Below are 24,632 nucleotides of genomic sequence, written 5' to 3' on the forward strand. Positions count from 1 at the left end.
AGTAGATGTTCATTGATTAATAAATTTGGTCCTGTATCTGAGCAAAGAAGTGTTCAATAAGGACACTGGAATTGACATCCAATTGGTAATTGGCTAAAATAATCGTATTGATGGAGAGTATATCCTGTAAATATAGCAAAAAATAAAATACAAACACTATCAACGGCGTTGCTTCGATGAATTCCTTTTGCGTGGTAAGTCAAGTGCTTCAAGTATGCAATAAAAAGCGACAACTGTAAGGCCCCAATCGCGATAAATATAGGCATCGGAACAACGCGCTCTCCATTTATTGAGGTAGGAGCGTTGTTGTATTGTGTCCATTTTATCAAATTCGTCAAATGAGGCCATGGAATCATTTAAATAGTAAACACTGACGGGGCTGGGGCGTTTATATTTGCGACGTTCTTCTTTGGATAATAGATCCAGGGGTGTGCGCATGGACCGAACCCGGCCGGTCCTACTGGCACGGCACATCACGCCACGACCGGCTTTGCGCTTTTCTGAATGATCTTTTAATAAAAGCTGCTCAATCCAATGACTGGATTTGTGACTCATAGGGACGCCTCCAAATTGATAGATTAACAAGAGTAATCCTGCGAAAAACAAGGGTTGAAATACATAAAAAGAGAATAGGTAATAAACAAAGAACTTAAAGATTAGGTTCTAGACCGTAAGATAAATTCTATTTAAAAATTGATTGGGCTTGTATCCTTGATAAGGGAGAACGTATAATAATTATATGTTTAATTGCCAAAATTATACCTGCTTTTTAGATGCATAGGTTGTGGTTTGCCCAGTTTGTGCTCTTGCAATAAATAGTAATTAACCAGGTGTAGGAATCGATAGAATCACTAGGATGCGGGGGGAGGTATGTGGAACGATTGATTCAGTTAAAAACGCGCCTGGGTTAGGAATGTTTTCGATATTTACGAAATGAAGCTGAGCGTCTTGTCCACAATATATAATGATGTTCCTTGTCCTGGGTGCAGGTCAAAAATTTTCAGGAGGTGTTGAATGTTGGTATCCCGTTTCCTGCAAAAACGGATTCGGCAAAGGAATCGTTTCATCCAAGTCTTCGTAGCTAGTTTGTTTATATTTCTGACGGCAATTGCCGGAGCTACTAATTATGCGTACGCTGAAGGTAGTAAGGAGTTAAACCAGTATGGAGGGAATCGGCCATTTATCGAATGGACATCTCAAAAATTAGCTGGAACTGAAATTACGCGACAGACGACCTTCAATGTCTATGCGAAGGCGGGGGAAACCATATATTTGGGTTCCAGTGTTTCCGATTCCAGCGACTCAAAAGATATTGTGGTAACGAGTCCGACGAATACAACCCACGTCTTTGATGTTATCAATAACGGTACTGGATTTATCGGAACTCTTGCACAGGAGCAAAATGGCCCCTTGCCTAATCCCGGCGGGTACAATCCCCATAAGATTGAAGTAACAGAAACGGGATGGTGGAAGGTTGAGTTTCATGCAAAAGGTACAGGAAGCCCGCCTAAAACAGAACACAATGCATTCCCTGATTTAGCATCTCAAGGATCGGGAATCGCGGCTTGGGATATAACGGTTCGAGATAGCGCAGGAACTACAAAACCGGGGCGTACCTTTGCTTGGTATATCGCCATTAACATGGGCAAGGCAGGTTCTAAACTTAACTCGAAGGTTTATGTGCTAACGAAAGACGGCTATCAATATCTAACAGATTTAAACGGTATCGATCCCCAAGTGTTTATCTTTTATTCAAATAACCGTGGTTACATAGACAAGACCAATGGTGCGACCCTGTACCACTCGAGGATAATAAGCGAGGATAATTATAATCCCAGCGATAATCTCGATTTTTTATATCCGAGTGATAAGGATATAGCGCCGAATATTACCCATCGCGTATTTCTTAATAAACCGAGTAATGATTTGCCGCTCGATGTCCCGACAACAGCAACACCGCCGCCTACATCGTCGAATCTCACTTTTGTTAACGATCAGGCACTTGCAGAACCGGCCATTGTCGGTAAAGGCGGAGTGTTTCAATTCGAAACAAAAAGCGAGACAGAAAATAGTTCAGGGACATATCAATTAATTATCGATACTACTGATAGCGCAGGCACTGGTGGGCCTGACGGTAAGTTTGACGCAACAAGAGATGTAGTGTTGGAAAACTACTCCTTATTGGGGACAACCGTCGTCCCGTGGAACGGCAAAGATAAAAATCGAAAGAATGTTCCTTCCGGAACCTATCAAGCCCGCTTGGTCATACGGGGCGGAGAATACCATTTTCCCATGCTCGATGTGGAAAACGCAGAAAATGGCATTAAAATTTCATTAGAAAACGCTCCAAAGTCTTACCCAGAGGGGTATTCAGCAACAACGATCTATTATAATGACGAATTTTATTATACAGCTAACGGCACCCCCATTGACCTTTCCGGAGGCGGGACAGCCCCCGTACCATTGAATGCCGCCAATGGTGTAGATAGCAGCAATGGTGCGCACGCCTTTTCCGGCGGATTCGGTGATAATGTAGGCATTGATTCATGGACCAATTTCCCCGGCGAACCGCTGTTTCTAACGATTACGATTGTCAATAAAGTAACCGGTAATCTCTTTATTGACGCTAACGGAGACGGGAAACAAGATCCTTCTGAAGAGGGCTTACCTGGAATTGAGATCACCATTACGGACGCCGACGGTCCCAAGACGGTAACGACTGATGCAGAAGGTAATTATTCGGTCACAGTCGTTCCCGGCCCGGTGGAAGTTAAAGTCGGCGATGTCAGTTCCAACTATACCCGGACAACCGGTGATCTTACGCAGACACTGAACATCCCCAACAATGACAACGGCCAAGCTGCCGCAGTCGGCTTTCAACCTTCCAAAATGATCAGCACAGCACCGGCGGCAATAACGGTGCCTAATGGAACACCCATCGATACGGCAAAAACAAAACTGGGCACAACGGTAAAAGTCACCTTATCGAATGGCAGCACGATCGATGTACCCATCACCTGGAGTGCCGATTCCAAGCCAGCCTATAACGGCACAGTGGCGGGCGATTATGTCTTTGACGGTACCTTCGGAACCTTGCCGGATGGTGTCATCAATACCGATAATGTACCTGCACCGCCAGGAACGGTGACAGTCGACAGGCGCCCGGAAGCGACGTTCAATCCGCTGGATGACTCGACTGATGTCAGCGTAGATACGAATCTGGTTATGACCTTTGACAAAGCAGTCAATGCCGTGAGCGGCAAGACCATAGCAATCTACAAAGCATCCAATGACGAACTCTTAGAAAGCATTACGTTGGAAGATGCACGTGTCACCGTCAACGACAAGGTCGTGACGATTAACCCGGACAATACGATGGAAGACCTGACCGAATACTATGTAAAGATTGAAGCCGGGGCATTTATTGACGGAGCGAACAACCCTTATGGCGGCATCGCCGATAAAACAAGCTGGAATTTTACGACAGGTGACGAAAACGCTCCAACGGCAACCTTTACGCCGGCGGATAACTCAACCGGTGTCAGTGTAACGACCAAATTGGTCATGACGTTTAATGAAGCAGTGACAGCCAAACCCGATAAGACGATCAACATCTACAAAGCATCCAATGACGATTTGGTGGAAAGTATCCATGCTGATGACAGTCAGGTTGTCATCAGCGATAACGGAACAATCGTGACCATCACCCTAACAGATCCATTACGCAGTTTGACCGAATACTACGTGCAGGTTGACGCTGACGCTTTTGCGGACAGGGCTAACAACCCCTATAGCGGCATTAATGACAAAACGAGTTGGAGTTTTACCACGGCCGATGTAAACGCCCCGACGGCAACCTTCACACCGGCTGATGACGCAACTGATGTACCTGTGACGACCGATCTGGTCATCACCTTCAATGAAGCAGTAACAACCGTACCCAACAAGACCATTAAGATCTATCAAGCATCCAATAACAACCTAGTGGAAAGCATTTCTGTGAATGACAGTCAAGTTGCCATTGACGATACTAAAACGAAAGTAACCGTTACCCTGAGTGACCCGCTGAACAGCTTTACGGAATATTATGTGCAGATTGAAGCGGGCGCTTTTGAAGATGACTCGAACAATCCCTACAGCGGCATCGCTGATAACACCAGTTGGAGCTTTACCACCGGCGACGGGGCGGCTCCGACGGCGACGTTCAGTCCAGAAGATAACTCGACCGGCGTCAGTGTAACGACGGACTTGAACATCACCTTTAATGAAGCAGTAACGGCCGTACCTAACAAGACCATCAAGATCTATCAATCATCTAATGACAAATTAGTGGAAAGCATTCCTGTGAATGACGATCAAGTTGTCATTAGTGATGACAAAACGAAGGTAACCGTTAAACTGAGTGACCCGCTGAATAGCTCTACGGAATATTATGTGCAGATTGAAGCGGGTGCTTTTGAAGACGACTCAAACAATTCCTACATCGGCATTAATGACAAAACGAGTTGGAGTTTTACCACGGCCGATGTGGGTGCCCCAACCGCAACCTTCACGCCGGTCGATGAATCGACCAATGTGCCTGTGACGACCGACCTGGTCATGACGTTTAATGAAGCAGTAACGGCCGTACCCAATAAGACCATCAAGATCTATCAAGCATCCAATGACGACCTAGCGGAAAGCATTTTTGTAGACAGCAGCCAAGTCGTTATCAGTGATAACGAAACGAAGTTCACCGTCACTTTAAGTAACCCGCTTGATAGCTTAACGAGATACTATGTGCAAGTAGAAGCTGGTGCTTTTGTCGACGGGGCCAATAACCCTTACAGCGGTATTGATGACAAAACTACATGGAATTTTACTACAGCCGATAGCAAGGCTCCGACGCCAGAATTCAGCCCGCCCGATAACGCAACCAATGTCAGTGTAACGACCGATTTGGTTATCACTTTCAATGAAGCGGTGACAGCCGAACCCGGCAAGACGATCGCGATTTATAAGCAGGATGATGGCAGCTTATTTGAAAGTATCTCTGTAGATGACAACAAGCGGGTCAGCATCAGCCCTAACGGTACGCAAGTGACGATTAACCCGAATGGAAATCTGGAAGGGTTGACCAAATACTACGTGCAGATTGATGCAGGAGCCTTTGTTGACGATGCGGGCAATGCCTATGCTGGAATCGCTGATAATACCAGTTGGAATTTTACTACCGCTGACACATCAGCACTGACAGCAACATTCACTCCCGTTGATAATGCCACCGATGTTAGCATGGACACGAACTTGACGATGACCTTTAATCGACCGGTAACGGCAGTGAACGGGAACATCGAAATCTATGCTGCGTCTAGTGACTCCCTTTTTGAAAGTATTCCGATAGGTGACCCACGGGTCAGTATTGATGGCGGGGGCAAGCAGGTCACAGTTAATCCAAATGGAATACTAAAACCCTTAACTGAATATTATGTGCACATTGCAGCCGGTGCTTTTGTTGACGGATTAAACAATTCCTACGCAGGGATTACCGATAATGAAAGCTGGAGCTTTACAACAACCGGCGCGAAAATGACACTCAGTGCAAACCCTCCGGAAATTGTTGGTGATGGCGTATCAACATCTACGTTGAAGGCAATCGTAAAAACACAAGCTGGAGTCCCGTTAGAGAATATTAAAGTAACATTCGCGCTTACAGATCTTTCCCTCGCTACGTTAGGTAGCACGGAAGCCATTACCGATGCAAATGGCGAAGTCGAAATCACATTGACGGCTAAGGATCGCAGCGGTACTACTGATCCTGTTCTAGGTGAAATTGTTGTAACGGCTGCCGATCCGAGCAACAGCGCTTATGCCCAAGAAAGCGTCTTTGTAAAGTTCTATCCACCGTCGGTTCGGGGTAGTGTTCGCGATAATAATAAAGGAACAATCGTACCAAATGCGACAGTAATTGTCAGTACAGATGGATTCCAAAAAACCGTACAAACAGACGGAAATGGCAATTACTACGTGGTCGTACCTTGGAGCAACACTGATTATGATGTGACTGTTCGATACACGCAACACATAACCCAAGATGGCAATATAATCCCGGTGGACGTGGAAACTAATCAAATTGCACCGGTTGGTAAAATCACAGGGGCTAAAAATGAGATATTCACCGCGACGAAAAGACTAAGCTTCCAACTGTATCAAATGGATAAAGGATCCACCACCTCAGCTAGAAAGATTACCAATACCTCGGGATTCACGCTGAAAATTTTGAATGGGCAAGAAGAGAAAAAGACTGCTACACGTGATGAAAGAGGTAACTTCCTGGTGGATGTGGATGACCTCGCGCCAGGAACCTATGACGCTATCTTAACCTTTCAATCGGGCGATCAAACACTAGCTGGACAAAAAATGAAAATAACTGTCACAGAAGTAGATGGAGAATTAGCGGTCCAGACGATACTCATCGACCCCTTTGGAACTGTGAGGGATCGCAAAACAAAACAAGTTATCCCGGGCGTTCAGCTCAAATTGCATTGGGCGGCTACCCCGCTTAACGGTTTATCTGGTCGCATGCCTGGGGAACTTCCTCAATTCCCCGATCATCCATGGGCCACCAACGATAACCAAAACCCACAATCCACAGATAACGCAGGCTACTATGCGTGGATGGTCTTCCCTAACGGAGATTACTACATCACCGCTACTAAAGACGGTTACGAAAACTACGACAGCCGTAAAGAAGGACGCAATGTAGGTAATCTAACCGATGACAGTTACATTCAAAATGGAATCATTCATATTGGTAATACCATTATGAATTATGATTTCGAAATGACCCCGATAACCAATAGCGGCGGCGACGGCGGTGGCGGCGACCCCTGGGGAATGGATGAGATCCGCATTCCGGCAGCGGAAGTGGACAATGTAACCATACCCAAGCAGCCCGAGTGGGATATCGTTCCCGTGATCAATGCTCCGCAAGGGTACCCTGTTCAAGTCACCATCGACAAAACCACCGGTGATATTATTATCGTCAAAGCGCCGAACGGCGTACTGGAAATCGAGATCAACGCCAAAGGAAGCAATGGTGAAACCGTACCCGGTCCCATCATTCATGTGACCATCGAGAACAAAGATTATAGCTCCATCGAAATGTTCTATCCTCATGGTCGTGTCAAAGATGCCAATACCAAGGCGCTGCTCGCTGATGCTACTGTTAGCCTGTACTGGGCCAACACAAGCCGTAATCAAACGAACAATCGACCGATCGATCAAAAAGTAGAACTGCCTGTTCTGACCAACTTCCGCGTCGATCAAAGCAATCCCCAAACAACCAAAGTTGACGGCTTATACGGATGGTTCGTCTTTGCGAACTCCGACTACTACGTAGTAGCTGAAAAAGACGGCTATGTGGTCTATGACAGCCGCAACGAAAAAACCACCTGGAATTCTTTGGTCGGTGACAGCGTCTTTGAAAACGGCATCTTACGAACCGGCAAAACAATGGCACAGTTTGCTGACTTGCTGCTCATACGAAAAGGCAGTCTGCAACCGACGGGAGTTAACCAACCAACCACAACGGAGTCGGGCCAATCGGCAGAATTGGGACACTATTTGTATATCCGTGGTTATGAAGACGGAACATTCCGTGCCGATCGTTCCATCACCCGAGCCGAAGTCGCCGGCATGCTCGCCCGCTTGATTCAGGCGGATAATCCCAAGCTCCCTGTTGTTTCCTATCAAGATGTCGCGGCGGACCATTGGGCCGCCCAATACATCGAGTTGCTACGAGACAAGGGCATCATGGAAGGCTATGAAACCGGAAACTTTGGGCCAGAACGACCGATAACACGAGCCGAAATGGCCACAACGCTGGTACGGTACAAACAAATACCGGCAACTACCAATGAGACGGTGCAGTTTTCCGATACCCAGGGGCATTGGGCAGAAGGCTATATTGAAAGCGCTTATCGCTCCAACTATTTAATGGGTTACCCCGATGGCAGTTACCGTCCGGATCAACCGATTACACGCTCCGAAACAGTGGCGATCATCAACCGTGTCATGGAGCGGGGCCCCCTGTTTAATGTTCCTGCATACCGATGGGATGACGTGCCCGCGAATCACTGGGCGATTAATCACATCGAAGAAGCTTCGCAAAGTCATATTTCCGTGCGGAGTGATTCAGGAGAAGAATGGAAGCGCTACATTACGAGAGATACGTGGTAAACAATGCGCTTTCCGGGATGAATCAATGAAAAAAAGCGATCGGGAGATTTCTTCCGGTCGCTTTTTTCTACCGTTTATACCCTACCGTTAGTACAAAAAACCACCGTTCACATAAAACCATCATGAAACATAAATAAGAAACCCCAGCGCTATGTGCAAATTTTAGCTTGATGCAGAGAATACTGGCTTAGTACAACAAAAAAGCCGAAGCCCAAAAACCGAAGTCCAAAGAACCGAAGCCAAAAGAACCAAAGGAGGAGTTAAGCATGACGCCAACAACAGAACTAGCCACCTTTGCCGGCGGATGTTTCTGGTGCATGGTCGCCCCGTTTGAAAAAACATCAGGCATCATCAAGGTCGTCTCCGGCTACACTGGTGGACATACCGAAAACCCCACCTATCAAGAAGTTTGTTCTGATACAACCGGCCATTTCGAAGCCGTCCAAATCACGTTCAATCCCGCTATCTATTCTTATCAACAGCTGCTTGATCTTTTCTGGCAACAAATCGACCCCACCGATCCAGGCGGCCAGTTCCACGACCGCGGTGATTCCTATCGCACCGCCATCTTTTATCACACGGAAGAGCAGCGAAAACTCGCAGAAGCCTCGAAAAAGGCGCTGGAAGCCAGCGGGCGCTTTGACAAACCCATCGTAACCCTTATCGTGCCGGCAGGGCCTTTTTACCCCGCCGAAGAGTATCACCAACAGTTTTATCAAAAAAATAAGCTCCACTACAGCCGTTACCGGCAAGGCTCCGGTCGAGACGCTTTTTTGGAGCATCACTGGCGCCGGCGTCCATCGGTGCCCGATAAAAAACGGCTCAAAGAGACACTCACCAAGATGCAGTATGAAGTCACGCAAAACAACGGCACCGAGCCGCCTTTTGCCAATGCCTATTGGGATCATCTTGCCGAAGGGATCTACGTCGATATCGTTTCCGGAGAGCCCCTGTTTACCTCTCATGACAAATTCGATTCCGGCTGTGGCTGGCCCAGTTTTAGTCAGCCCTTAGAACCGGAGAATATCAAAACCAAACGGGATTTCAGTCATTTCATGATTCGTACCGAAGTGCGCAGCCGTGCCGGCGATTCCCATCTCGGTCATGTCTTTGATGATGGACCGGCGCCGACTGGCAAGCGCTATTGCATTAACTCGGCGGCATTGCGCTTCATTCCGAAAGAGGACTTGGAAAAAGAGGGGTACCGTGAGTATCTGCGCTTGTTTTCCAAGTAAAAAATCAGCAAGCGCAGTCGGCGATAGTAAAATTTGCGATTTTGCACTTACAAAAAAGAGGAAAAAGACTATTTTTATTGAATAATAGTCCTAGGACTTTTCATGTTGTTAGTAAACAAGAACATCGTGGTGAAAATCGTAGTAAAACAATCTTGATGAAACATCGTAGTGTAATAATTGTGACGAAACATCGTAGTGTATAATCATGACAAACATCATGGTGAAACAACTTAGTTGGCAAGGAGGAAACGAATGAGCGTCTATGATTTCACAGCAAAAACCATAGCCGGTAAGGAAAAGCCCCTAGCAGACTATCGTGGCAAGGTGTTAATCATTGTGAATACGGCCAGTCATTGCGGTTTTACATCACAGTACAAAGGGCTACAGAAACTCTATGAGCAATACAACGAAGCCGGTTTCGAGATTTTAGGATTTCCCTGTAATCAGTTCATGAATCAAGAACCGGGGACGAACGACGAAATCGAAAGCTTCTGCCAAATCAACTTTGGCGTCACTTTCCAACTGTTCGATAAAATCGACGTAAATGGTCCTGACGCCCATCCACTTTATAAGTATTTGGTCAAAGAAGCACCGGGCTTTTTGCAAACGGAAGCCATCAAGTGGAACTTCACCAAGTTTATGGTTGACCGTCAAGGGCGTGTGGTCAAACGTTTTGCTCCTACGGTGACCCCGGAAGAAATGGAAGCCGAGATCAAAGCATTGCTGTAAGCTGCTTTGTGATTTGCAAAATGGCGATCAAAAGATAAGAAAACTGTTTGCTTGTTCTCAAAATCTGCTGTTGATGCAGCAGTTTTTTTATATAATAAATCCATTTGTGAAGGAAAGAAGGTTCTTCGCTGGTGATTATCGAAGAAATATAGCGAAGATTTGAATATTTTTGAAAAACTAGCGAAGGTGAGGTGCCCTTATCAGTGAAACACTGCCAACGCAAATGGGGGAACTGCATCGATTAGCGCATGGATGTATAGATAGATCACAATTGAAGCATTGTGAGTAGTACTAACGAAGCTACACAAGATCGTGCGGGCGGGGGTATGGCAAATGGAATTGTCCATGAACCTCCATCCACCCTTCGAAAAGCAGTTCCTCACGGAGGCTGACAATCAAAGCTTTACGATGCAATCAGCAGCCCTATCTGAACTTGAACTGGCCGATACCATGATGGGAATGGCCAATGCTGGCGGAGGAACCATCGTAGTTGGGATCAAGGATGGTCAATACGAAGGATTCAAAGGTCAAGACGCTGCGCAGATGGAAGCTTGGCTGGAAAAAAGCATAAGCTGTTGCTTTCCACCGGTTCAGGCTCAAACGCACTGGGTAAGGATCGATCAAAGCATCGAAAGTATCGAAAGCACCGAAAGCACCGAAAGCATCGAAAGTGCCGAAAGCATCGATAGCCCCGAACAGGTGTTACAGATCCACGTGGCGGGAGCAACCGAAATTCACCGCAACCAAGCAGGGCTTGTTTTTTTGCGGGTGGGTGCACAAAACATTGCATTAACGGAAGAGCAACAATCGCGCCTTGCTAAAGACATCGTCGAACGGGCCAGGATGGCCCAAGGGTGTCCGGAATGCAGAGAAGAAGATCTCGATCCAAACATCGTGGCGCGTTTGCAACATGCGCTGGATGAGTTAGCCAAAGCGTCGCTTGCATCACATGATCAGCAGGCAAGCGATGAAACCGATGGCCCTAAGGACGGATTTGACGACTCCTTGGATGAGATTTATAGGTGGATGGCTACTGAAGGCACGAAGTCCTTCGGGAGTCAGCCGGAAAACGGAGAAATCCGTTCCAAGCCCGAACCCGAAGCCGAGTTGCCGGAAGTCCATCTCGTTGAGCAGTTATGCCGTTGTGGTGTTGCCCATGCAACACCGGAAGGCTGGGAACTTAACTATACCGGTGTACTTTTACTGGCGAAAAATCCGCAAAAGTATCACTCCGGTCCGGTTATCGTGTTTCGCCAGTATAGCAGCAAGCGGGAAGACGATGAAGCGCTGCCGGTATATGAACAGCAGATCCATGGTTCTTTACCGCATGTGCTGGATACGACGGTAGAACTTATTCGTGACCGATTGCGCGTATTTTGTGCAATTCATCCCATCAAAGGGCGCTTTATTACGGTGCCCGAATATCCGCATACGGCCTATGTGGCACTCGTCACTAATGCCTTGCAGCACGCAGCGTATCAACAGAGGGAGCCTATTTACGTAAGTATGTACAGCGATGCCATGACGATCATCAGCCCCGGCCTTTTTCCCGGGATTGTGGATGAAGCGAATCTTTATGAGACGCAAAGCTGGCGCAATCCGGCGTTGGCCCATACCTTAAAACTGGTTATGCGAGCGATCCTTCCTAAAGCATCGCTCAAACGCGTCCGGCTGGAAATGGAACAGGCGATCCTGCCTGCACCGACTTTTGAAGTTAAAGAAGGCCGAGTGGAAGTCCGCTTGCAAAATTACGCGGAGCAGCGTCGCAACCGGCATCAAGAACGCATGAAGCTGATGATTCGTTCGGAATGGAGCAGCATGACCTTCGATGAACGAAGAGCCCTGGAGATGATCTATAACCGCAAAAGCCTTACGCCGCAAGAACTGGCCGATCGCATGAAGCGCACCGTGAATCATGCGCGGCAGCTACTCAACACACTGCAGGCGCGGGGATTGGTCGACCGGATTGTGCTTCGACGGAATGACGTGAACCAAGTATATAAATTATTGGATATCTAAACGCCCCGGCAACTGGTGCCAGGGCGTTTTTGTTCAACCTTAACCTTTGACAACACCATGTTGATCCCGGGCCTTAACCCCTTCAATTTGGGTCACCGGCGTCGCGTGCGCATGTTCGGGATGTTGGTTCGGATCGGGATGATCGGGCGTTGGGATCAGCGGATCCTTGCTGGGATGGGAAATCACGTTATGGGCTCCTTTGACGGTCACGCCTTTTCCTTTGGTCATTGATACCCCTCCTTTCCAAGCTAACAGTAGTGTTACTCACCCGGTTCGTGATCATGCAGGCACGTATAAAAAACAACCGCAGCGGGTGATTGTTGGTTGGAAGCAAGATTGTGCAGTATAATGTTGCTAGGAAAGATTGATGAAAGACATGGAAGAGAGCGAGGTTAAGGCATGTTATTTGATACCCATATTCATACCCGTTATTCCACCGATTCCCGCATGACGATCGAAGAAGCGAGCGCGCAAGCACGGGCGCAACAAATAGGGCTGATATTGACGGAGCACTTGGATTTGAAATTTCCGGAAGCCGATGCATTTTTGCTCGATGTGGACAGTTACTTTACCGATTACCTTCCCTGGCGCAGTGATACGCTGCTGCTCGGGGTGGAGGTGGGACTGCGTGAGGATGTCGATGTGGAAAACCGCGAATGTGTCGAGCGCTATCCTTTTGATTATGTGATTGGCTCGATCCACGTAGTCGATAATATCGATCTTTACACGGAAGGGTACTATCGCGGTCGCTCGAAAGAAGAAGCCTATGGTGCTTATTTTAATGCGATGATCGCTTGTTTGCGTGCCAGTGACTACATTGACAGCTTGGGCCACATTGACTATATTGCACGCTATGCCCGGGTCGACAACCCGGAGATCGAATACGAGGCCTTTCGCGAGCAGATTGACGGGGTGTTACGCTTGCTGATTGAACGCAACATTATCTTGGAACTGAACACGCGGCGGCTGGAACGCAAAGCGGCCATCGATGCGCTGCGGCCCATCTTGCAGCGCTATCGTGAGCTGGGCGGGCGCTGTGTGACGATCGGTTCCGATGCCCATGTTCCGGCTGCTATCGGTTCGCAAATGGCCACCGCCGTAGCCTTGGCCGATGCCTGTCAACTTCGTCCGGTGTACTTTAAACAGCGGCGCATGGAGTACTGCACGTGAGCCTCCAATAAAAAAAGCTTCGTTTTCAGGAACGAAGCTTGAGGAGTACGGTATGAGTGGGGGATTAGTGAGGTGTTGGGGCGAACCGATCAGAAGTAATTGATTATTGCTGGGGTGCCGGAGCAGTTTGAGCGGGGGCTTGCGTGAGGGCTTGCGTGTTGGTGGCAGCGAGCGCTTTGTGCTCTTGTTCAAGCGTTTGAATCGTCTGGGTATTGGCTTGGATGGCGCGCGTATTGGCGCCAATCAATGAGGCGAGGTTCAGCATATTAATCAATGCAAAAATAAAAATAAAAGAAAAGATCAGTTCAGCCATAAGAATCTTTTTCCGGCTGACGACAACCATGTCGGCGTCGTGCAGATTTTCTTTTTCCATCCAAATCCTCCTGCTCTTTTGGGGATAGGCGACATCGGTCGCTTGGGTAAAGAAAAATCCAAGGGGCGCAAAACCGTGTTGTCGCGGGCGCCCCAACACCTCCTCAACCAATGACAGGCAGCTACGGGGTTGTGCAAAAAATCAAAAAAGTGTGAACAAAGACATACAGAATTTTTTTCGGCAGGATCCATCGAACTCCTGCTGGATAAAAATATTTTTCCGCAGTTTTCCCTGCAACGTGGGTATGGACGCAGGAAAGTTTCTCGTTATACTGAAGAAAGTGAATGGTTTGAATATCGAGGAGGAACGGACGTGGCGAATCGCAACCAAACGAAGCCGGAACCGGCAGAAATGCATGAATTGGACAAGCCGATTTGGAAGTACTCAGGGATCGCTTTTGGAGCCGTTGTTGCTTTTTTTGCCGGGTCACTGGTGGAAAGCGGTGGAGGTATCCCTTATGTACGCTATTATTTACCGGGATTGTTTTTGCTGATCGTCGGTTTATACATGTATCGTTATCGTAATAAGCCCGCCGATGGGTCTGCGGTAAAAGCGCCCAAGCGGGGTGGGACAAAAACCAAAGCGTCCGCAGAAAGCAAAGCCGCCGCGGAAAGCAAGTCGGCCACGAATAGCAAGCCAGCCGCCCGTAATCAGGGAAAGTCCAATTCCAAGCGCCGCCGCTAGATCAACTACAGGGCGCGGTGGTAACGTAGGCGCTGGGCAGCGTCGTGGGGCGCTGCCATCGTGATCGAAAAAAGGTGCCGCTTCATCATAAGAAGCAGCACCTTTTTTGTGTATTCAGCTATCACTGTCGGAAAGACGGTCGACAACGCGTGCATTGGTCAGCCAACCCGGTGCCAAGCGCTGCAACCTACGTGCCGCGTAGGTGAGGCCGTAGGCGGCTGTGACGGCAAGCGCGCCGGTCCAGATGATCAACAAGGGCATCATCGGAAAAGCATAGCGATCCATCGAATAATAGACGGCATGAATCAAGGTGAAATAGAGGGGAATTACGGCAACCACGGCGATCGCCGTCCGCCGCCCCTTGGCGATGACCAGCTGCAGGAGCAGACCGGCCAAGGATAAAAGCAAGAGGCCGTAATGAATGAAAAGCTGATCATTCCAGTTGAGATAAGGCAGCGGGATCGGCTTCCAATAATAGGGCGTGCTCCACAGCATGGATGGTTTGGTCACCAGGTAGTGATAGGCAAAGCTGGCCGGGTCATCCTGGATAAACTGAAGTATCCGTGCTTTGGCGTAGGCAGCCTCAAACTTATCGGTGGCATATTGATCAACAAAGCCGTTCGCATCCACCTCCGGGTAGACCCAGTTCGGATCAGGCTCAATGGTGGTACCTGGAGGCATCGTGCCCAGAAGTAAGGGATTGCCGCTGGAAACGGCCAGGGGAATAAAGGTCTCATAAGCCAGATAATTGCGGATCCACCAAGGGGAAAGTACCAAGCAAAAAAGGGCGACCATGGCCGCCAAGCGGCGCCAAGGAAACTGCCAGGAAAGTAGCTCACGCCAGAATAGAATCGGCAAGATGGCCACAGGCAGCAGCGCCAAGGTGGGGCGCACGTAGGTGCCTAAGGCCCAGATCAGCCCCAACAGTAGCCAGTCACCCATGCTTTTTAAGTGCAGGCTGCGCCAGATGAAGGCCAGAAAAAAAACTTGAAATAAGGGCTCTGTCAGAATTAAGCCGGTCGCCACCAGGTTCGGTGGGTAGACGGCCATGACCAGGGCGGCCAGTAACCCCGTCTTTTGCCCAAAGAGATCGCGGCCGATCAAGTAGGTGAGCAGTACGCTGAGCGTGGTGAGCACGGCCTGCACGAGGCGCACTGTTTGCACATCACCGCCGGCAGCAAAGACGGCCGCCAAGAGCGCCGGAAAGCCCGGTGTAATAAAGACGGTAGGCTGCATGGGGTTGCGGTAGGTGAACATGCCCGTATTGAGCCAATGGTAGGCCGTATTGATGTAGTTTTGATCATCGCTGTGGAGATACAGTGTTTCTCCGTACGTGAGCACATAAAGTACCCGAAGGCCCAAGGCCACAAGGACAATCAGGGAAAGCAATACCGGGGCCGAGGCGATATTGCGCTCAGCCGTATGTAGCCAGTAGGAAAGATGCTGACGCACCGTCAAAAAACCTCCTCATTTTTGTGCTGGGCGCCGGAGACAAAACATCTGCGGCCAATGATTATGATAAGAGTACCATAAATAAAAGGAAACTGTTAGTATTTTCAATGGCTTTTGGCTGTGCATGACGGGAATAAAAGCGCTGATATCGGGGCGCAGATTAGACGGGGGAACCAAAACACCGATCCGAGGGCGCAGATTAGATATGGGGAACCCAAACGCTGATCCAAGCTTCAGATTAGACAGAGAAACCCAAGGGCCGATCTCACGGTGCCAAGGAGCATGGAAAGGAAGGGGAGCACGGAAAAAGGATCTTATCACACGGTGTCGAAGGAAAAAATGGGCTGACGACGATGCGTAGAGGAGGAAAGGCGTTGCAAGTAACCATTGAGGATGGCAGTCTCGTTTATATTTATTTGCGGCGGGGCAATGCCGGTGACTATATGATTCCCGAATTGCGCTGTGAATTGCTTTTTGATGCGGAGGAGCAGTGGTTGGGCCTTAGGGTGTACGGGGAAACCTTGGATGACGGCTTGCCGGTGGAGTTGCCCCGGATCAGTGCCTTGACGGAGATCCCACCGGGGGTGTCCTTGACACGCCAAGACAACCAAGTGGAGTTGCTTTTTGATCAGCACCGGCCCATAGCCCGGAAGGTTGTTGTCGACGGCAGCATTGATGCCTACCATGAACGCTTAAATGGGATTGAGTTGATCTTGCCGCTGGGGTATTTGCAGGGAAAAACCGCACGGGTGGAGCCTTTTTGTGAATCCATCGATTGAGGCCATCGTTCCCTGTGGCGACAGTGCCTTGCTGCTGGTACTTGGAGCGAAAGCAGACAAAGCGACTACCGACAAAGCGACCACCGACAAGGTGGCGCGAATCACGCAGGTGCTACGTACCCATCCTTTTCCGGGATGGATCGAGTGTGTGCCTGCCTATGTGTCGATTATGATCCATTATGATCCATTGCAAGTGTATGCGCAGTGCCCGCCGGGGGTGACGCCTTTGACGCAGATCCGTCGCTGGATCGATGATGCGCTGGCCCGCGGCGAAGCAGCGCAGGCGCCCGTAAACCGGCAGGTGCAGATTCCTGTTTGCTATGACCAGGACTTTGCGCCGGATCTATCGGGGCTTGCGCAGGCGCACGGCATCAGCGAAGCCGAAGTGGTGGCGCGGCATACCGGGCGAGATTACTGGGTGGCCATGATCGGATTTTTGCCGGGTTTCGCTTATCTTGGGGGCCTTGATCCGGTGTTGGCTACGCCGCGCCATCGACAACCGCGCTTGCAGGTGCCGGCCGGCTCCGTCGGTATTGCCGGTGAGCAAACGGGAATTTATTCGCTGGCTTCGCCCGGGGGATGGCAGATCATCGGCAGAACACCGGTGGCGATGTTTTCCCCCGGTGAAAAAATACCTGGCCGTTTGCAACCCGGTGATCAGGTGCGTTTTTATGCGATTGACCGCAAGACGTTCTTGACTTGGGGGGAGGGGCACCGATGATCGAAGTGATGCACCCGGGGATGATGACGACCGTACAAGATCAGGGACGGTCGGGCTATCGCTGCTGGGGGATCCCCCTGGGTGGCGCCATGGATCCGGTCGCCTTGCAGTTAGCCAATTGGCTGGTGGGCAATGACGGTGCTTTGGCTGGACTGGAAATGACCTTGCGCGGTCCGCGGTTACGCTTCACGGTAGATACGCTGATCGCCTTGACCGGGGCCGATCTGGAAGCGATGTTGGACGGCTTGCCGCTGTCCAATGGCCGGGCGATCGGCGTGAAGGCGGGACAAGTGCTTTCTTTTGGCCGTTGTCGCCGAGGGTGCCGAGGCTATCTGGCGGTTGCCGGCGGCATCACGGTGCCACTTGTTTGGGACAGTCGCAGCACCGATGTGCGTGCCCATCTGGGCGGATTCGCCGGACGGGCTTTGCAGGCCGGCGATCAGGTGCCGATTGACGCCATCGCCGATTCTATCAGGGAGCGCTGGAAACGAGCTTGTCCTCGTTGTGACGGCAGCGGTGGCCTAACGTGGTATGTGACGGAAAGCGCGCCTGCAACGAAAACCACGGGAACTATTGTGACCGTGCGGGCGCTCCGTGGTCGCTGGTTTTCTCGCTTGACGCCGGCGGCCCAAGGGCGATGCTGGGAACAAGCTTGGCAGATCACGGCGGCGGCCGATCGCATGGGTTACCGTTTGCAGGGCGAAGCCTTGGCCTGGCGTGAGCCCGTGGAGATGATTTCGGAAGGGGTAGCTGTTGGCGCGATGCAAGTGCCGCCCGATGGGCAGCCGATCGTTCTGCTGGCCGACAGCCAAACGACCGGTGGCTATCCGGTGGTGGCGAATGTGGCGACCATTGATCGTTCCAAGCTGGCCCAATGCAAGCCCGGTGACGTAGTCCAACTGCAGGAAGTGACCTTGGAAGAAGCCCAAGCCGCCTATCGACAGCAGGCCCAAAAACTGGCCTTGCTGAAACAAGCGATAGGTTGGCGATGGGCCAATGAGCGGAGGTGACCACAATGGCCGAACGCGTGATGACCCTCGATTTGAACTGTGACATGGGCGAAGGATTCGGCATCTACCGGCTGGGTGATGATTCGGCCTTGCTGGAGCAGATCACCTCGGCGAATATTGCTTGCGGCTGGCATGGCGGCGACCCGCGGATCATGCGGCGAACAGTAGCCCAGGCCCTGGCCCGGGGAGTCGCCGTCGGTGCCCATCCGGGGCTGCCTGACCGGGAAGGGTTCGGTCGCCGGGACATGAACCTGTCTGCGCAGGAAGTCTACGATCTGGTGCTTTACCAGATGGGCGCACTGGAAGCTTTTTTACGGCCCCAAGGCGGCAAACTGCACCATGTCAAGCCTCATGGCGCGTTATACAATCAAGCGGCCCAGCGAGCCGATTGGGCCGGAGCGATCGCCCAGGCTGTGGCTGATTTTGACCAGAACGTGGTGCTTGTCGGGCTCGCCGGCAGCCTGCTCTGTGCAGCGGGCCGGCGTGTGGGTTTAACGGTGGCCGAGGAGGTCTTTGCCGATCGAACCTATCAAGCCGATGGCTCCTTAACGCCCCGTCATCAAGCCGATGCGCTGTTGACCGACGTGCATCAGGCGCTTGAGCAAGTGCTCACGATGGTGCGAACGGGCACAGTAGTGGCACGTACGGGCGAGCATGTGCCCATCAAAGCCGATACCATTTGCATACACGGTGATCATCCCGGGGCGGCTCAATTTGCCGAACGTTTGCGGCAGGGGTTAAGGGCCGAAGGAATAACGATTAGGGCGCTCAACCAACCAGCGCGCATCGGTGACGATGCCGAAAGAAAGTGCTGAATTTGTCGAAATTATCGGTGGAAGCAGGATGTAGATAAAAGCAATGCTGTGCTACAATGGTGAGCAAAGGGGGAATCAGAGATGGCGGATAAGCCCAAAAATGTGCTCGAACCGGTCAAAGCGGGTTCGAAGTTTTACCGGATTTCCGACGCTTGTGTCGGATGCAAATTTTGCTTGGATATTTGCACGTGGAATGCGCTGGAGGAACCGGTTCGCCAGGGCGATCAGGAGGTCTATGTCATCGAAGAAGCCTCCTGCCCCGGTTGTGGCTGTTGTGCAGCCTGTTGCCCTGTCGGTGCGATTGAAGCCTGCGAACCGGTGCCCGCGTCGAAAGCAAAAGCGTCAGAACCGTTAGCGGCAAAAAAATAAATACAAAAAAGGAAGCTCCCGCATTCTGACGGGAGCTTCCTTTTTGCTTATGTTCGGGATGGTTAACGGTGGTGTTCAGTATTAACCGGCTGCGTTTTGAGCCATAGTCATGGCGCATTCTTTACAAACAATTTTGTTGCGGAAGTTCTGGACTTGCGAAGCGCTGCCGCAGAATACGCAAGCAGGTTCATACTTTTTCAGGATGATTTTTTCAGCATCAACGTAGATTTCCAGGGGATCTTTTTCATCAATACCCATGGTGCGGCGCAGTTCAATGGGAATGACAACGCGGCCCAATTCATCAACTTTGCGAACAATACCTGTAGATTTCATATGTGGTCTCTCCTTCAGCATTTTTCGACACCGTTCTACATAGATAGTACAAATTTATCCCAAATAAGTCAAGAACAAATTTCGATTGTGATAAAAAAACTTACATTTACAACAGAAGCTTGGATTCAAAGCAAGCGGTGGTAAGTGAGCAGGGGTAAGCAAGCAGGGATGGATACCGAAAACGAAGGAGGGCATTGGTTTGCTGGGGAGCAACTACCGTTAACCGGGAAGCAACGACAGTCATCTGAAAAGCAACTACGGTCAACGGGGAAGCAGTTGCAGCAGTTCCAGAGGATGATCGATAAGATGGCGGGCGCCGTAGCGCTTTAGTTCTTCGGCCGGGCGAAAGCCCCAGGTGACGCCGACGGCCACCATGCCGGACGTTGTGGCCGTTTCCATATCGGTACGGGTATCGCCGAGGTAGAGAAACTGCTCCGGCGGAATTTGTAAGCGATCAGCGATTTCCAGCGCGCCGGACGGATCGGGTTTGCGGGGGACGTGAGCTCGTTCACCAAAGATCAGCGAGAACGTGCCGGGGGCAAAGTAGTGGCTGGCCATCTGTTGGGTCCATTCGTCGATTTTATTCGACAAGATGGTCAGGATCAAGCCACGCTGTTGCAATTCGGCAATTAATTCGGGAATACCGGGATAGGGCTTGGTTTGATCCGGCCAGCACCGGCTGTATTCGCGCTGCATGGCGTCGAAGCACTGGGCAAAGGTGGTGTCATCGCGCGCTTCCGGGGGCAGGGCTGACCAGACGGTGTTGCGCAGGCCGTTGCCGACAAAATAGCGATAGCTGGAGCGATCATGCGTCGGATAGCCGCTGCGAGCGAGAACCCTGTTCATGGCATCGGCCAGGCCGTCCAGGGTATCGAGCAACGTACCGTCAAGATCGAAGAGAACTGCACGATAGGGCATCATAAGCGCACCTCCTTGAAACGTGATAAGTGAGAGCCAATGATAATTTTCCATGGCGGCCGGGCAAAATCCTGTTATGATGAGCAGTGTGAACAAGGATGCGAAGGAGGATGTACCGTTGGACAAGAAACAACAAGAAGCGGCCCAAGCGGCTACGTGGCGCAGTGCTGCTGAACAAGGTGAGCCGGAGGCCCAATATCACTACGGTCGTTGCTGTGAAGAGGGCCGTGGTGTGGCCCAAAGTTATAAAGAGGCCAAGTCCTGGTATGAACAGGCTGCGGCCCAGGGGCACTCTGGCGCCCAGTATGCACTAGGCCTTTTGTATGAAGAAGGATGGGGTGTTTCCCCCAGTGACGAGCAGGCGGTGCACTGGTACAAGCTGGCGGCAGCCCAAGGCGACAGTGAGGCGCAGTATGCGCTGGGCTGTCTAACGGCAGAAGGGCGCGGTGTACCGCGCAGTGATGAAGCCGCGCTGGCCTGTTACCGGCAGGCAGCAGAGCAGAATCATGCCGATGCCCAATTCAACCTGGGGCTGATGCTGCAGCTTGGACAAGGCACCGATAAGGATGATCAAGCGGCGGCACTGTGGTTTCGCCGTGCCGCCGAACAGGGCCATGTGGACGCACAGTTTAACTTGGGCTTTCTTTATGAAGAGGGGCAAGGCGTAACGGCGGACCCCGTGGAAGCACTGCAATGGTATGAAAAAGCGGCAGCCCAAGGCGATGAAGATGCCCGCAAAAAGCTGCCGCTGCTGCGCAAAAAAAAGCGATAGCATCGCTGGAAGAAGCACCCTCTTGCGGCGTGGGGCATACATTGGAGCGACCGTAAGGTTCGAACAAAGCAAGAGGTGGTTTTCTTTTATGTGTTGTGAAAAAGGGCGCAGTACCTATATGATGTGCGATCATTTGCGACAGATGGTGGGGCAAACATTCAAGGCCGAAGTGCGTACGCCGCAAGGTGAAACGCGGGAATATCAGGGCCGTTTGGTGGCCGTCGGCGACGATTTCATCGAATTGGAAACCGAATCACCAACGCCGGCCCAAGGCGAAGATGTGGAGATCAAGCAGTTTGGCCGCGGCTTTGGTCGCGTGATTTTGCCGACGTTGCTCTTGACGTCACTCCTCCCCTACACGCTGGGGGGCTATGGGGGACCGTTTTTCTATCCCTATCCCTATGCTTACCCCTACCCCTATTCCTATCCGGGGTACCGTCGCCGGCGGTAATAAAAAGACGATTCGCATTCCCGATTCGGGGATGCAGAATCGTCTTTTTTGGTTACGCCACAGGGAACGCTTTTTGCCGGAGACGGTACACTTGGGCAGTGATGTCATCGGCACCGACAATTTCGGTGACCATGGCGATGGAAGAAGCGCCGCGCCCGGCCACTTCGGCGATGTTATGTTCCTTGATGCCGCCGATGGCCACAAAGGGGATCGTGACATGGCGGACCGCATCATCGAGGTAGGCGAGACCGACGGGGGCGCAAACGTCTTTTTTGGTTTGGGTGGCGTAGATCGGCCCGACGCCGATGTAATCGGCACCGCGGGCCATGGCATCGCTCGCTTGTTCCAGTGAGTGCGTAGAAAGGCCGATAATCTTGCCGGGGCCGAGCAGTTGACGAACCGCTTCGATCGGCAAGTCGTCCTGGCCGATATGGACACCGTCGGCGTCGACCAAGCGGGCCAATTCGATGTAATCGTTGATAATTAAGGTTACGCCGGCATCGCGGGTCAGCTGGCGGATGGCCAAGCACTCGGCGTACTGCTGACCGAGGGGTTTGTCTTTTTCGCGGTATTGAATCGTCTTAATGCCACCGGCGATCATCTGGCGGACCACATCGATATTGCTTCTTCCTCGGGAATGGGCTTCCGCCGTAAGGCCGTAGATGCCGCGAAAATTGGCGCGCCAGTCAAGAGGCATGGGGGGAACTCCTTTCGAAATCAGAATGGCAAGGCTAATCCGCGACGGTTAAGACATAGTTGAGGATGACATTGGCTTGCTTGGCCGCGGCAATCTGGACGCGCGGTGACAGCGGCGGGCGGCCGGGACCGATCGCCGTCTGAAGATCGCCGATGAGGTAAAACTTTTCGCCCAGCTTATGGGTTTGAATCGCATCGCTGTTTTGCCAGCCGGCCAGACCGGAAGCGGCCACCAGCAACTTACCGGAACAGCTCAGTTCTTCGATCAGCAGTTGTTTGGCGCCCACTTGGTCAAAGGCTTCCACGACAATCGCACACTCGGCAAACAAAGTGTGGATGTTTTCCCGGGTAATCAAGACAGGGTGAAGCGTCAGTTCCAGGTTATCGTTGATGGCGCGCAAGTTGTCGGCCAAGGCCTGCACTTTGGGCTGATCGATTTGATGGGCAAAGAAAAACTGCCGGTTTAAGTTGCTCGGCGCAACCGTGTCGAAGTCGGCAATGACCAAGCGGCGAAAGCCGCTGCGCACCAGGTTAACGGCGCAGTTGGAGCCCAGACCGCCGGCGCCGGCAATGCCGATGCGGACGTTTTGGATTTTCTCGAGTTGTTCCGGTTGCAGGTACGTCAGCAACCCTTGTTCAAAAGCATTCACGGTTCGAACACCTGCCAATCTTTAAACACCGGTTGGTAGCCCAAGCCGGTGATGGCCGCGGCCATGGTCGATACGTCGCGCGGATCAGCGATTTCAAATTGGCCTTCGCCGTCACCGGGTTCACCATGTCCGCCGACGGACGTTGAGACGCCAGCGGACATCTTGGTGACGCCGAGCGGCACGATGTGATTACGAAATTGCGCCGTTTCGCGGGTGGAGATGGTGATGCCGGCACGGGGCATCCAAAGGCGCAGGGCCGTCATCAACTGGACCATTTGCTTGTCCGTGACCAAGCAAGCCGGTGCAAAGGCGCCTTTATGGGGGCGGATGCGGGGCAGCGAAAAACTGATTTCGGCGGACGGGTAGCGTTCTTGCAGATAAAGACCGTGCAGCGCTGTAAAAAAAGCGTCCCGCTGCCATTCGGCCAAGCCGAGCAAAGCGCCGATATTGACATTGCGCATGCCAGCGCGGCAGGCCGCTTCCGGGGCATCCAAGCGGAAACGAAAGTCTTTTTTGGGACCCCATAAGTGCAATTGATCGTACCGGGCTTCGTCATAGGTTTCCTGATACAAGGTCATTTGATCGACGCCGGCGGCAATCAAGCGGCGGTAGCCCGCTTCGTCGAGGGCGTAGAGTTCCACACCGATGCAAGTAAAATATTTTTTGATGATGGCGATGGCGTCAGCAAGATAGTCAAGCGAAGCGATCTCTGGCGCATCGCCGGTCAGCAGCAAGATATGTTTGAGGCCGCTGGCGGCAATCAGCGCTGCTTCCCGCTCCACTTCGTCCAGGCGCAGTTGTTTGCGTTGCAGGCGGTTGTGGGCGGCAAAGGAGCAGTAGACGCAGCGGTTGCTGCAGTAATTGGAAAGGTAAAGCGGTGTGTACAGCAAGATGGTGCGGCCGAAATGTTGTTTCGTCAACTGATGGGCTTTTTGCGCCATCGCTTCGAGGAACGGTTCGGCGGCCGGTGCGAGCAACGCCAAAAAATCAAGCGGTGACAGTTGATCTTTTTGCAGCGCTCGGGCCACTTGGTTTGGCGTCACATCGGCGCAGTAGGCGGCAACATCGAATTCCCGATAGGCATGAAGCTGATCATAAAAGGACAATGAACGCACCTTCTCCGTGGGCCGCCATCGAGGCGGCAGATTCTCCTGGGCACAAGGGTTGGCCTGGAGCGGGTTTCGGCGATATACGCGGTAGGGGGCGGTAGGGCGCGGTAACCGCACTGGCTCATCG

The 24,632-nt window shown here is 51.4% G+C and carries 22 protein-coding genes; 13 read left to right on the plus strand and 9 right to left on the minus strand.

Annotated features, from left to right (window positions below; all coding sequences use genetic code 11):
- Positions 1 to 159: 159 nt before the first annotated feature.
- The gene (locus tag EDD73_RS04475) at positions 160 to 555 is read right to left on the minus strand and encodes a hypothetical protein (RefSeq protein ID WP_131918580.1); all 396 of its coding nucleotides are present in this window, start codon (positions 553 to 555) and stop codon (positions 160 to 162) included.
- Between the two features lie 459 nt (positions 556 to 1,014).
- Here EDD73_RS04475 and EDD73_RS04480 point away from each other — a divergent pair, with 459 nt between their 5' ends.
- The 4 genes from EDD73_RS04480 (at position 1,015) to EDD73_RS04495 (ending at position 12,203) form a co-directional block, all read left to right on the plus strand.
- On the plus strand, positions 1,015 to 8,220 hold the full coding sequence (locus EDD73_RS04480) for an Ig-like domain-containing protein (protein ID WP_131918581.1): 7,206 nt from the start codon (positions 1,015 to 1,017) through the stop codon (positions 8,218 to 8,220).
- A 266-nt stretch (positions 8,221 to 8,486) separates the two neighbouring features.
- Positions 8,487 to 9,455 carry a peptide-methionine (R)-S-oxide reductase MsrB gene (gene msrB / locus EDD73_RS04485; protein ID WP_131918582.1) on the plus strand — a complete coding sequence of 323 codons (969 nt, stop codon included), beginning with the start codon at positions 8,487 to 8,489 and terminating at the stop codon, positions 9,453 to 9,455.
- A 252-nt stretch (positions 9,456 to 9,707) separates the two neighbouring features.
- On the plus strand, positions 9,708 to 10,184 hold the full coding sequence (locus EDD73_RS04490; RefSeq protein ID WP_131918583.1) for a glutathione peroxidase: 477 nt from the start codon (positions 9,708 to 9,710) through the stop codon (positions 10,182 to 10,184).
- A gap of 333 nt (positions 10,185 to 10,517) precedes the next feature.
- A complete protein-coding gene (locus tag EDD73_RS04495; RefSeq protein WP_131918584.1) occupies positions 10,518 to 12,203 on the plus strand; it encodes an ATP-binding protein in 1,686 nt (561 codons plus the stop codon).
- Positions 12,204 to 12,242: 39 nt separating this feature from the next.
- On the opposite strand, the gene EDD73_RS04500 is transcribed toward EDD73_RS04495, so the two are convergent.
- Positions 12,243 to 12,431, minus strand: coding sequence for a hypothetical protein (locus EDD73_RS04500; protein ID WP_131918585.1), 189 nt, complete (start codon positions 12,429 to 12,431; stop codon positions 12,243 to 12,245).
- Between the two features lie 171 nt (positions 12,432 to 12,602).
- Here EDD73_RS04500 and EDD73_RS04505 point away from each other — a divergent pair, with 171 nt between their 5' ends.
- Positions 12,603 to 13,373 (plus strand): histidinol phosphate phosphatase, encoded by a 771-nt coding sequence (locus EDD73_RS04505; protein ID WP_131918586.1) that lies wholly within the window; start codon positions 12,603 to 12,605, stop codon positions 13,371 to 13,373.
- 103 nt (positions 13,374 to 13,476) lie between these two features.
- Here the strand turns inward: EDD73_RS04505 and EDD73_RS04510 are convergent, their stop codons facing one another.
- Positions 13,477 to 13,746: a hypothetical protein gene (locus EDD73_RS04510; RefSeq protein ID WP_131918587.1), complete on the minus strand. Its 270-nt coding sequence runs from the start codon at positions 13,744 to 13,746 to the stop codon at positions 13,477 to 13,479.
- 312 nt (positions 13,747 to 14,058) lie between these two features.
- On the opposite strand from EDD73_RS04510, the gene EDD73_RS04515 reads away from it, so the two are divergent.
- Entirely contained in the window at positions 14,059 to 14,430 is a 372-nt protein-coding gene (locus EDD73_RS04515) for a hypothetical protein (protein WP_131918588.1), read from the plus strand.
- A gap of 114 nt (positions 14,431 to 14,544) precedes the next feature.
- Here the strand turns inward: EDD73_RS04515 and EDD73_RS04520 are convergent, their stop codons facing one another.
- Positions 14,545 to 15,882: an ArnT family glycosyltransferase gene (locus EDD73_RS04520; RefSeq protein WP_131918589.1), complete on the minus strand. Its 1,338-nt coding sequence runs from the start codon at positions 15,880 to 15,882 to the stop codon at positions 14,545 to 14,547.
- Between the two features lie 374 nt (positions 15,883 to 16,256).
- Between EDD73_RS04520 and EDD73_RS04525 the strand changes: the two genes are divergently transcribed.
- From EDD73_RS04525 to EDD73_RS04545, 5 genes are all read left to right on the plus strand, one after another.
- Entirely contained in the window at positions 16,257 to 16,661 is a 405-nt protein-coding gene (locus tag EDD73_RS04525) for a hypothetical protein (RefSeq protein WP_131918590.1), read from the plus strand.
- Positions 16,645 to 17,382 carry a 5-oxoprolinase subunit PxpB gene (gene pxpB / locus EDD73_RS04530; protein WP_165876320.1) on the plus strand — a complete coding sequence of 246 codons (738 nt, stop codon included), beginning with the start codon at positions 16,645 to 16,647 and terminating at the stop codon, positions 17,380 to 17,382. Before EDD73_RS04525 ends, pxpB begins: the two co-directional genes overlap by 17 nt.
- A complete protein-coding gene (locus tag EDD73_RS04535) occupies positions 17,379 to 18,392 on the plus strand; it encodes a 5-oxoprolinase subunit C family protein (RefSeq protein WP_131918592.1) in 1,014 nt (337 codons plus the stop codon). The genes pxpB and EDD73_RS04535 overlap by 4 nt, the downstream gene beginning before the upstream one ends.
- Before the next feature lie 5 nt (positions 18,393 to 18,397).
- Complete coding sequence (locus EDD73_RS04540; RefSeq protein ID WP_131918593.1) at positions 18,398 to 19,207, plus strand: LamB/YcsF family protein; 810 nt, start codon at positions 18,398 to 18,400, stop codon at positions 19,205 to 19,207.
- A gap of 81 nt (positions 19,208 to 19,288) precedes the next feature.
- Positions 19,289 to 19,576 (plus strand): 4Fe-4S dicluster domain-containing protein, encoded by a 288-nt coding sequence (locus EDD73_RS04545; RefSeq protein ID WP_131918594.1) that lies wholly within the window; start codon positions 19,289 to 19,291, stop codon positions 19,574 to 19,576.
- An 81-nt stretch (positions 19,577 to 19,657) separates the two neighbouring features.
- On the opposite strand, the gene EDD73_RS04550 is transcribed toward EDD73_RS04545, so the two are convergent.
- Both EDD73_RS04550 and EDD73_RS04555 read right to left on the minus strand, forming a co-directional pair.
- Positions 19,658 to 19,909 (minus strand): AbrB/MazE/SpoVT family DNA-binding domain-containing protein, encoded by a 252-nt coding sequence (locus EDD73_RS04550; protein ID WP_131918595.1) that lies wholly within the window; start codon positions 19,907 to 19,909, stop codon positions 19,658 to 19,660.
- A 261-nt stretch (positions 19,910 to 20,170) separates the two neighbouring features.
- Positions 20,171 to 20,830, minus strand: a complete 660-nt coding sequence (locus EDD73_RS04555) for an HAD family hydrolase (protein WP_243116792.1) — start codon at positions 20,828 to 20,830, stop codon at positions 20,171 to 20,173.
- Between the two features lie 115 nt (positions 20,831 to 20,945).
- On the opposite strand from EDD73_RS04555, the gene EDD73_RS04560 reads away from it, so the two are divergent.
- Positions 20,946 to 21,599 (plus strand): tetratricopeptide repeat protein, encoded by a 654-nt coding sequence (locus tag EDD73_RS04560; RefSeq protein WP_243116793.1) that lies wholly within the window; start codon positions 20,946 to 20,948, stop codon positions 21,597 to 21,599.
- Between the two features lie 88 nt (positions 21,600 to 21,687).
- Positions 21,688 to 22,050 carry an LSm family protein gene (locus EDD73_RS04565; RefSeq protein WP_131918596.1) on the plus strand — a complete coding sequence of 121 codons (363 nt, stop codon included), beginning with the start codon at positions 21,688 to 21,690 and terminating at the stop codon, positions 22,048 to 22,050.
- Positions 22,051 to 22,102: 52 nt separating this feature from the next.
- Here EDD73_RS04565 and thiE read toward each other — a convergent pair whose 3' ends face one another.
- The 3 genes from thiE to thiH are packed head-to-tail and all read right to left on the minus strand — an operon-like array spanning position 22,103 to position 24,622.
- Positions 22,103 to 22,747, minus strand: a complete 645-nt coding sequence (gene thiE / locus EDD73_RS04570; RefSeq protein WP_131918597.1) for a thiamine phosphate synthase — start codon at positions 22,745 to 22,747, stop codon at positions 22,103 to 22,105.
- Positions 22,748 to 22,781: 34 nt separating this feature from the next.
- Positions 22,782 to 23,396 (minus strand): sulfur carrier protein ThiS adenylyltransferase ThiF, encoded by a 615-nt coding sequence (thiF, locus tag EDD73_RS04575; protein WP_131918598.1) that lies wholly within the window; start codon positions 23,394 to 23,396, stop codon positions 22,782 to 22,784.
- Positions 23,393 to 24,622: a 2-iminoacetate synthase ThiH gene (gene thiH / locus EDD73_RS04580; protein ID WP_320055177.1), complete on the minus strand. Its 1,230-nt coding sequence runs from the start codon at positions 24,620 to 24,622 to the stop codon at positions 23,393 to 23,395. Before thiH ends, thiF begins: the two co-directional genes overlap by 4 nt.
- Positions 24,623 to 24,632 lie beyond the last annotated feature (10 nt).

It is taken from the genome of Heliophilum fasciatum, from assembly GCF_004341395.1.
GTDB lineage: Bacteria > Bacillota > Desulfitobacteriia > Heliobacteriales > Heliobacteriaceae > Heliophilum > Heliophilum fasciatum.

What these genes read in the sequence shown, in the direction of transcription:
- EDD73_RS04475 (WP_131918580.1), bottom strand. Translation starts at nt 555, where the DNA reads ATGAGTCACAAATCCAGTCATTGGATTGAGCAGCTTTTATTAAAAGAT.
- EDD73_RS04505 (WP_131918586.1), top strand. Translation starts at nt 12,603, where the DNA reads ATGTTATTTGATACCCATATTCATACCCGTTATTCCACCGATTCCCGC.
- EDD73_RS04480 (WP_131918581.1), top strand. Translation starts at nt 1,015, where the DNA reads ATGTTGGTATCCCGTTTCCTGCAAAAACGGATTCGGCAAAGGAATCGT.
- EDD73_RS04550 (WP_131918595.1), bottom strand. Translation starts at nt 19,909, where the DNA reads ATGAAATCTACAGGTATTGTTCGCAAAGTTGATGAATTGGGCCGCGTT.
- EDD73_RS04500 (WP_131918585.1), bottom strand. Translation starts at nt 12,431, where the DNA reads ATGACCAAAGGAAAAGGCGTGACCGTCAAAGGAGCCCATAACGTGATT.
- EDD73_RS04510 (WP_131918587.1), bottom strand. Translation starts at nt 13,746, where the DNA reads ATGGAAAAAGAAAATCTGCACGACGCCGACATGGTTGTCGTCAGCCGG.
- EDD73_RS04495 (WP_131918584.1), top strand. Translation starts at nt 10,518, where the DNA reads ATGGAATTGTCCATGAACCTCCATCCACCCTTCGAAAAGCAGTTCCTC.
- EDD73_RS04490 (WP_131918583.1), top strand. Translation starts at nt 9,708, where the DNA reads ATGAGCGTCTATGATTTCACAGCAAAAACCATAGCCGGTAAGGAAAAG.
- EDD73_RS04555 (WP_243116792.1), bottom strand. Translation starts at nt 20,830, where the DNA reads ATGATGCCCTATCGTGCAGTTCTCTTCGATCTTGACGGTACGTTGCTC.
- EDD73_RS04540 (WP_131918593.1), top strand. Translation starts at nt 18,398, where the DNA reads ATGGCCGAACGCGTGATGACCCTCGATTTGAACTGTGACATGGGCGAA.
- thiE (WP_131918597.1), bottom strand. Translation starts at nt 22,747, where the DNA reads ATGCCTCTTGACTGGCGCGCCAATTTTCGCGGCATCTACGGCCTTACG.
- EDD73_RS04545 (WP_131918594.1), top strand. Translation starts at nt 19,289, where the DNA reads ATGGCGGATAAGCCCAAAAATGTGCTCGAACCGGTCAAAGCGGGTTCG.
- EDD73_RS04565 (WP_131918596.1), top strand. Translation starts at nt 21,688, where the DNA reads ATGTGTTGTGAAAAAGGGCGCAGTACCTATATGATGTGCGATCATTTG.
- msrB (WP_131918582.1), top strand. Translation starts at nt 8,487, where the DNA reads ATGACGCCAACAACAGAACTAGCCACCTTTGCCGGCGGATGTTTCTGG.
- EDD73_RS04535 (WP_131918592.1), top strand. Translation starts at nt 17,379, where the DNA reads ATGATCGAAGTGATGCACCCGGGGATGATGACGACCGTACAAGATCAG.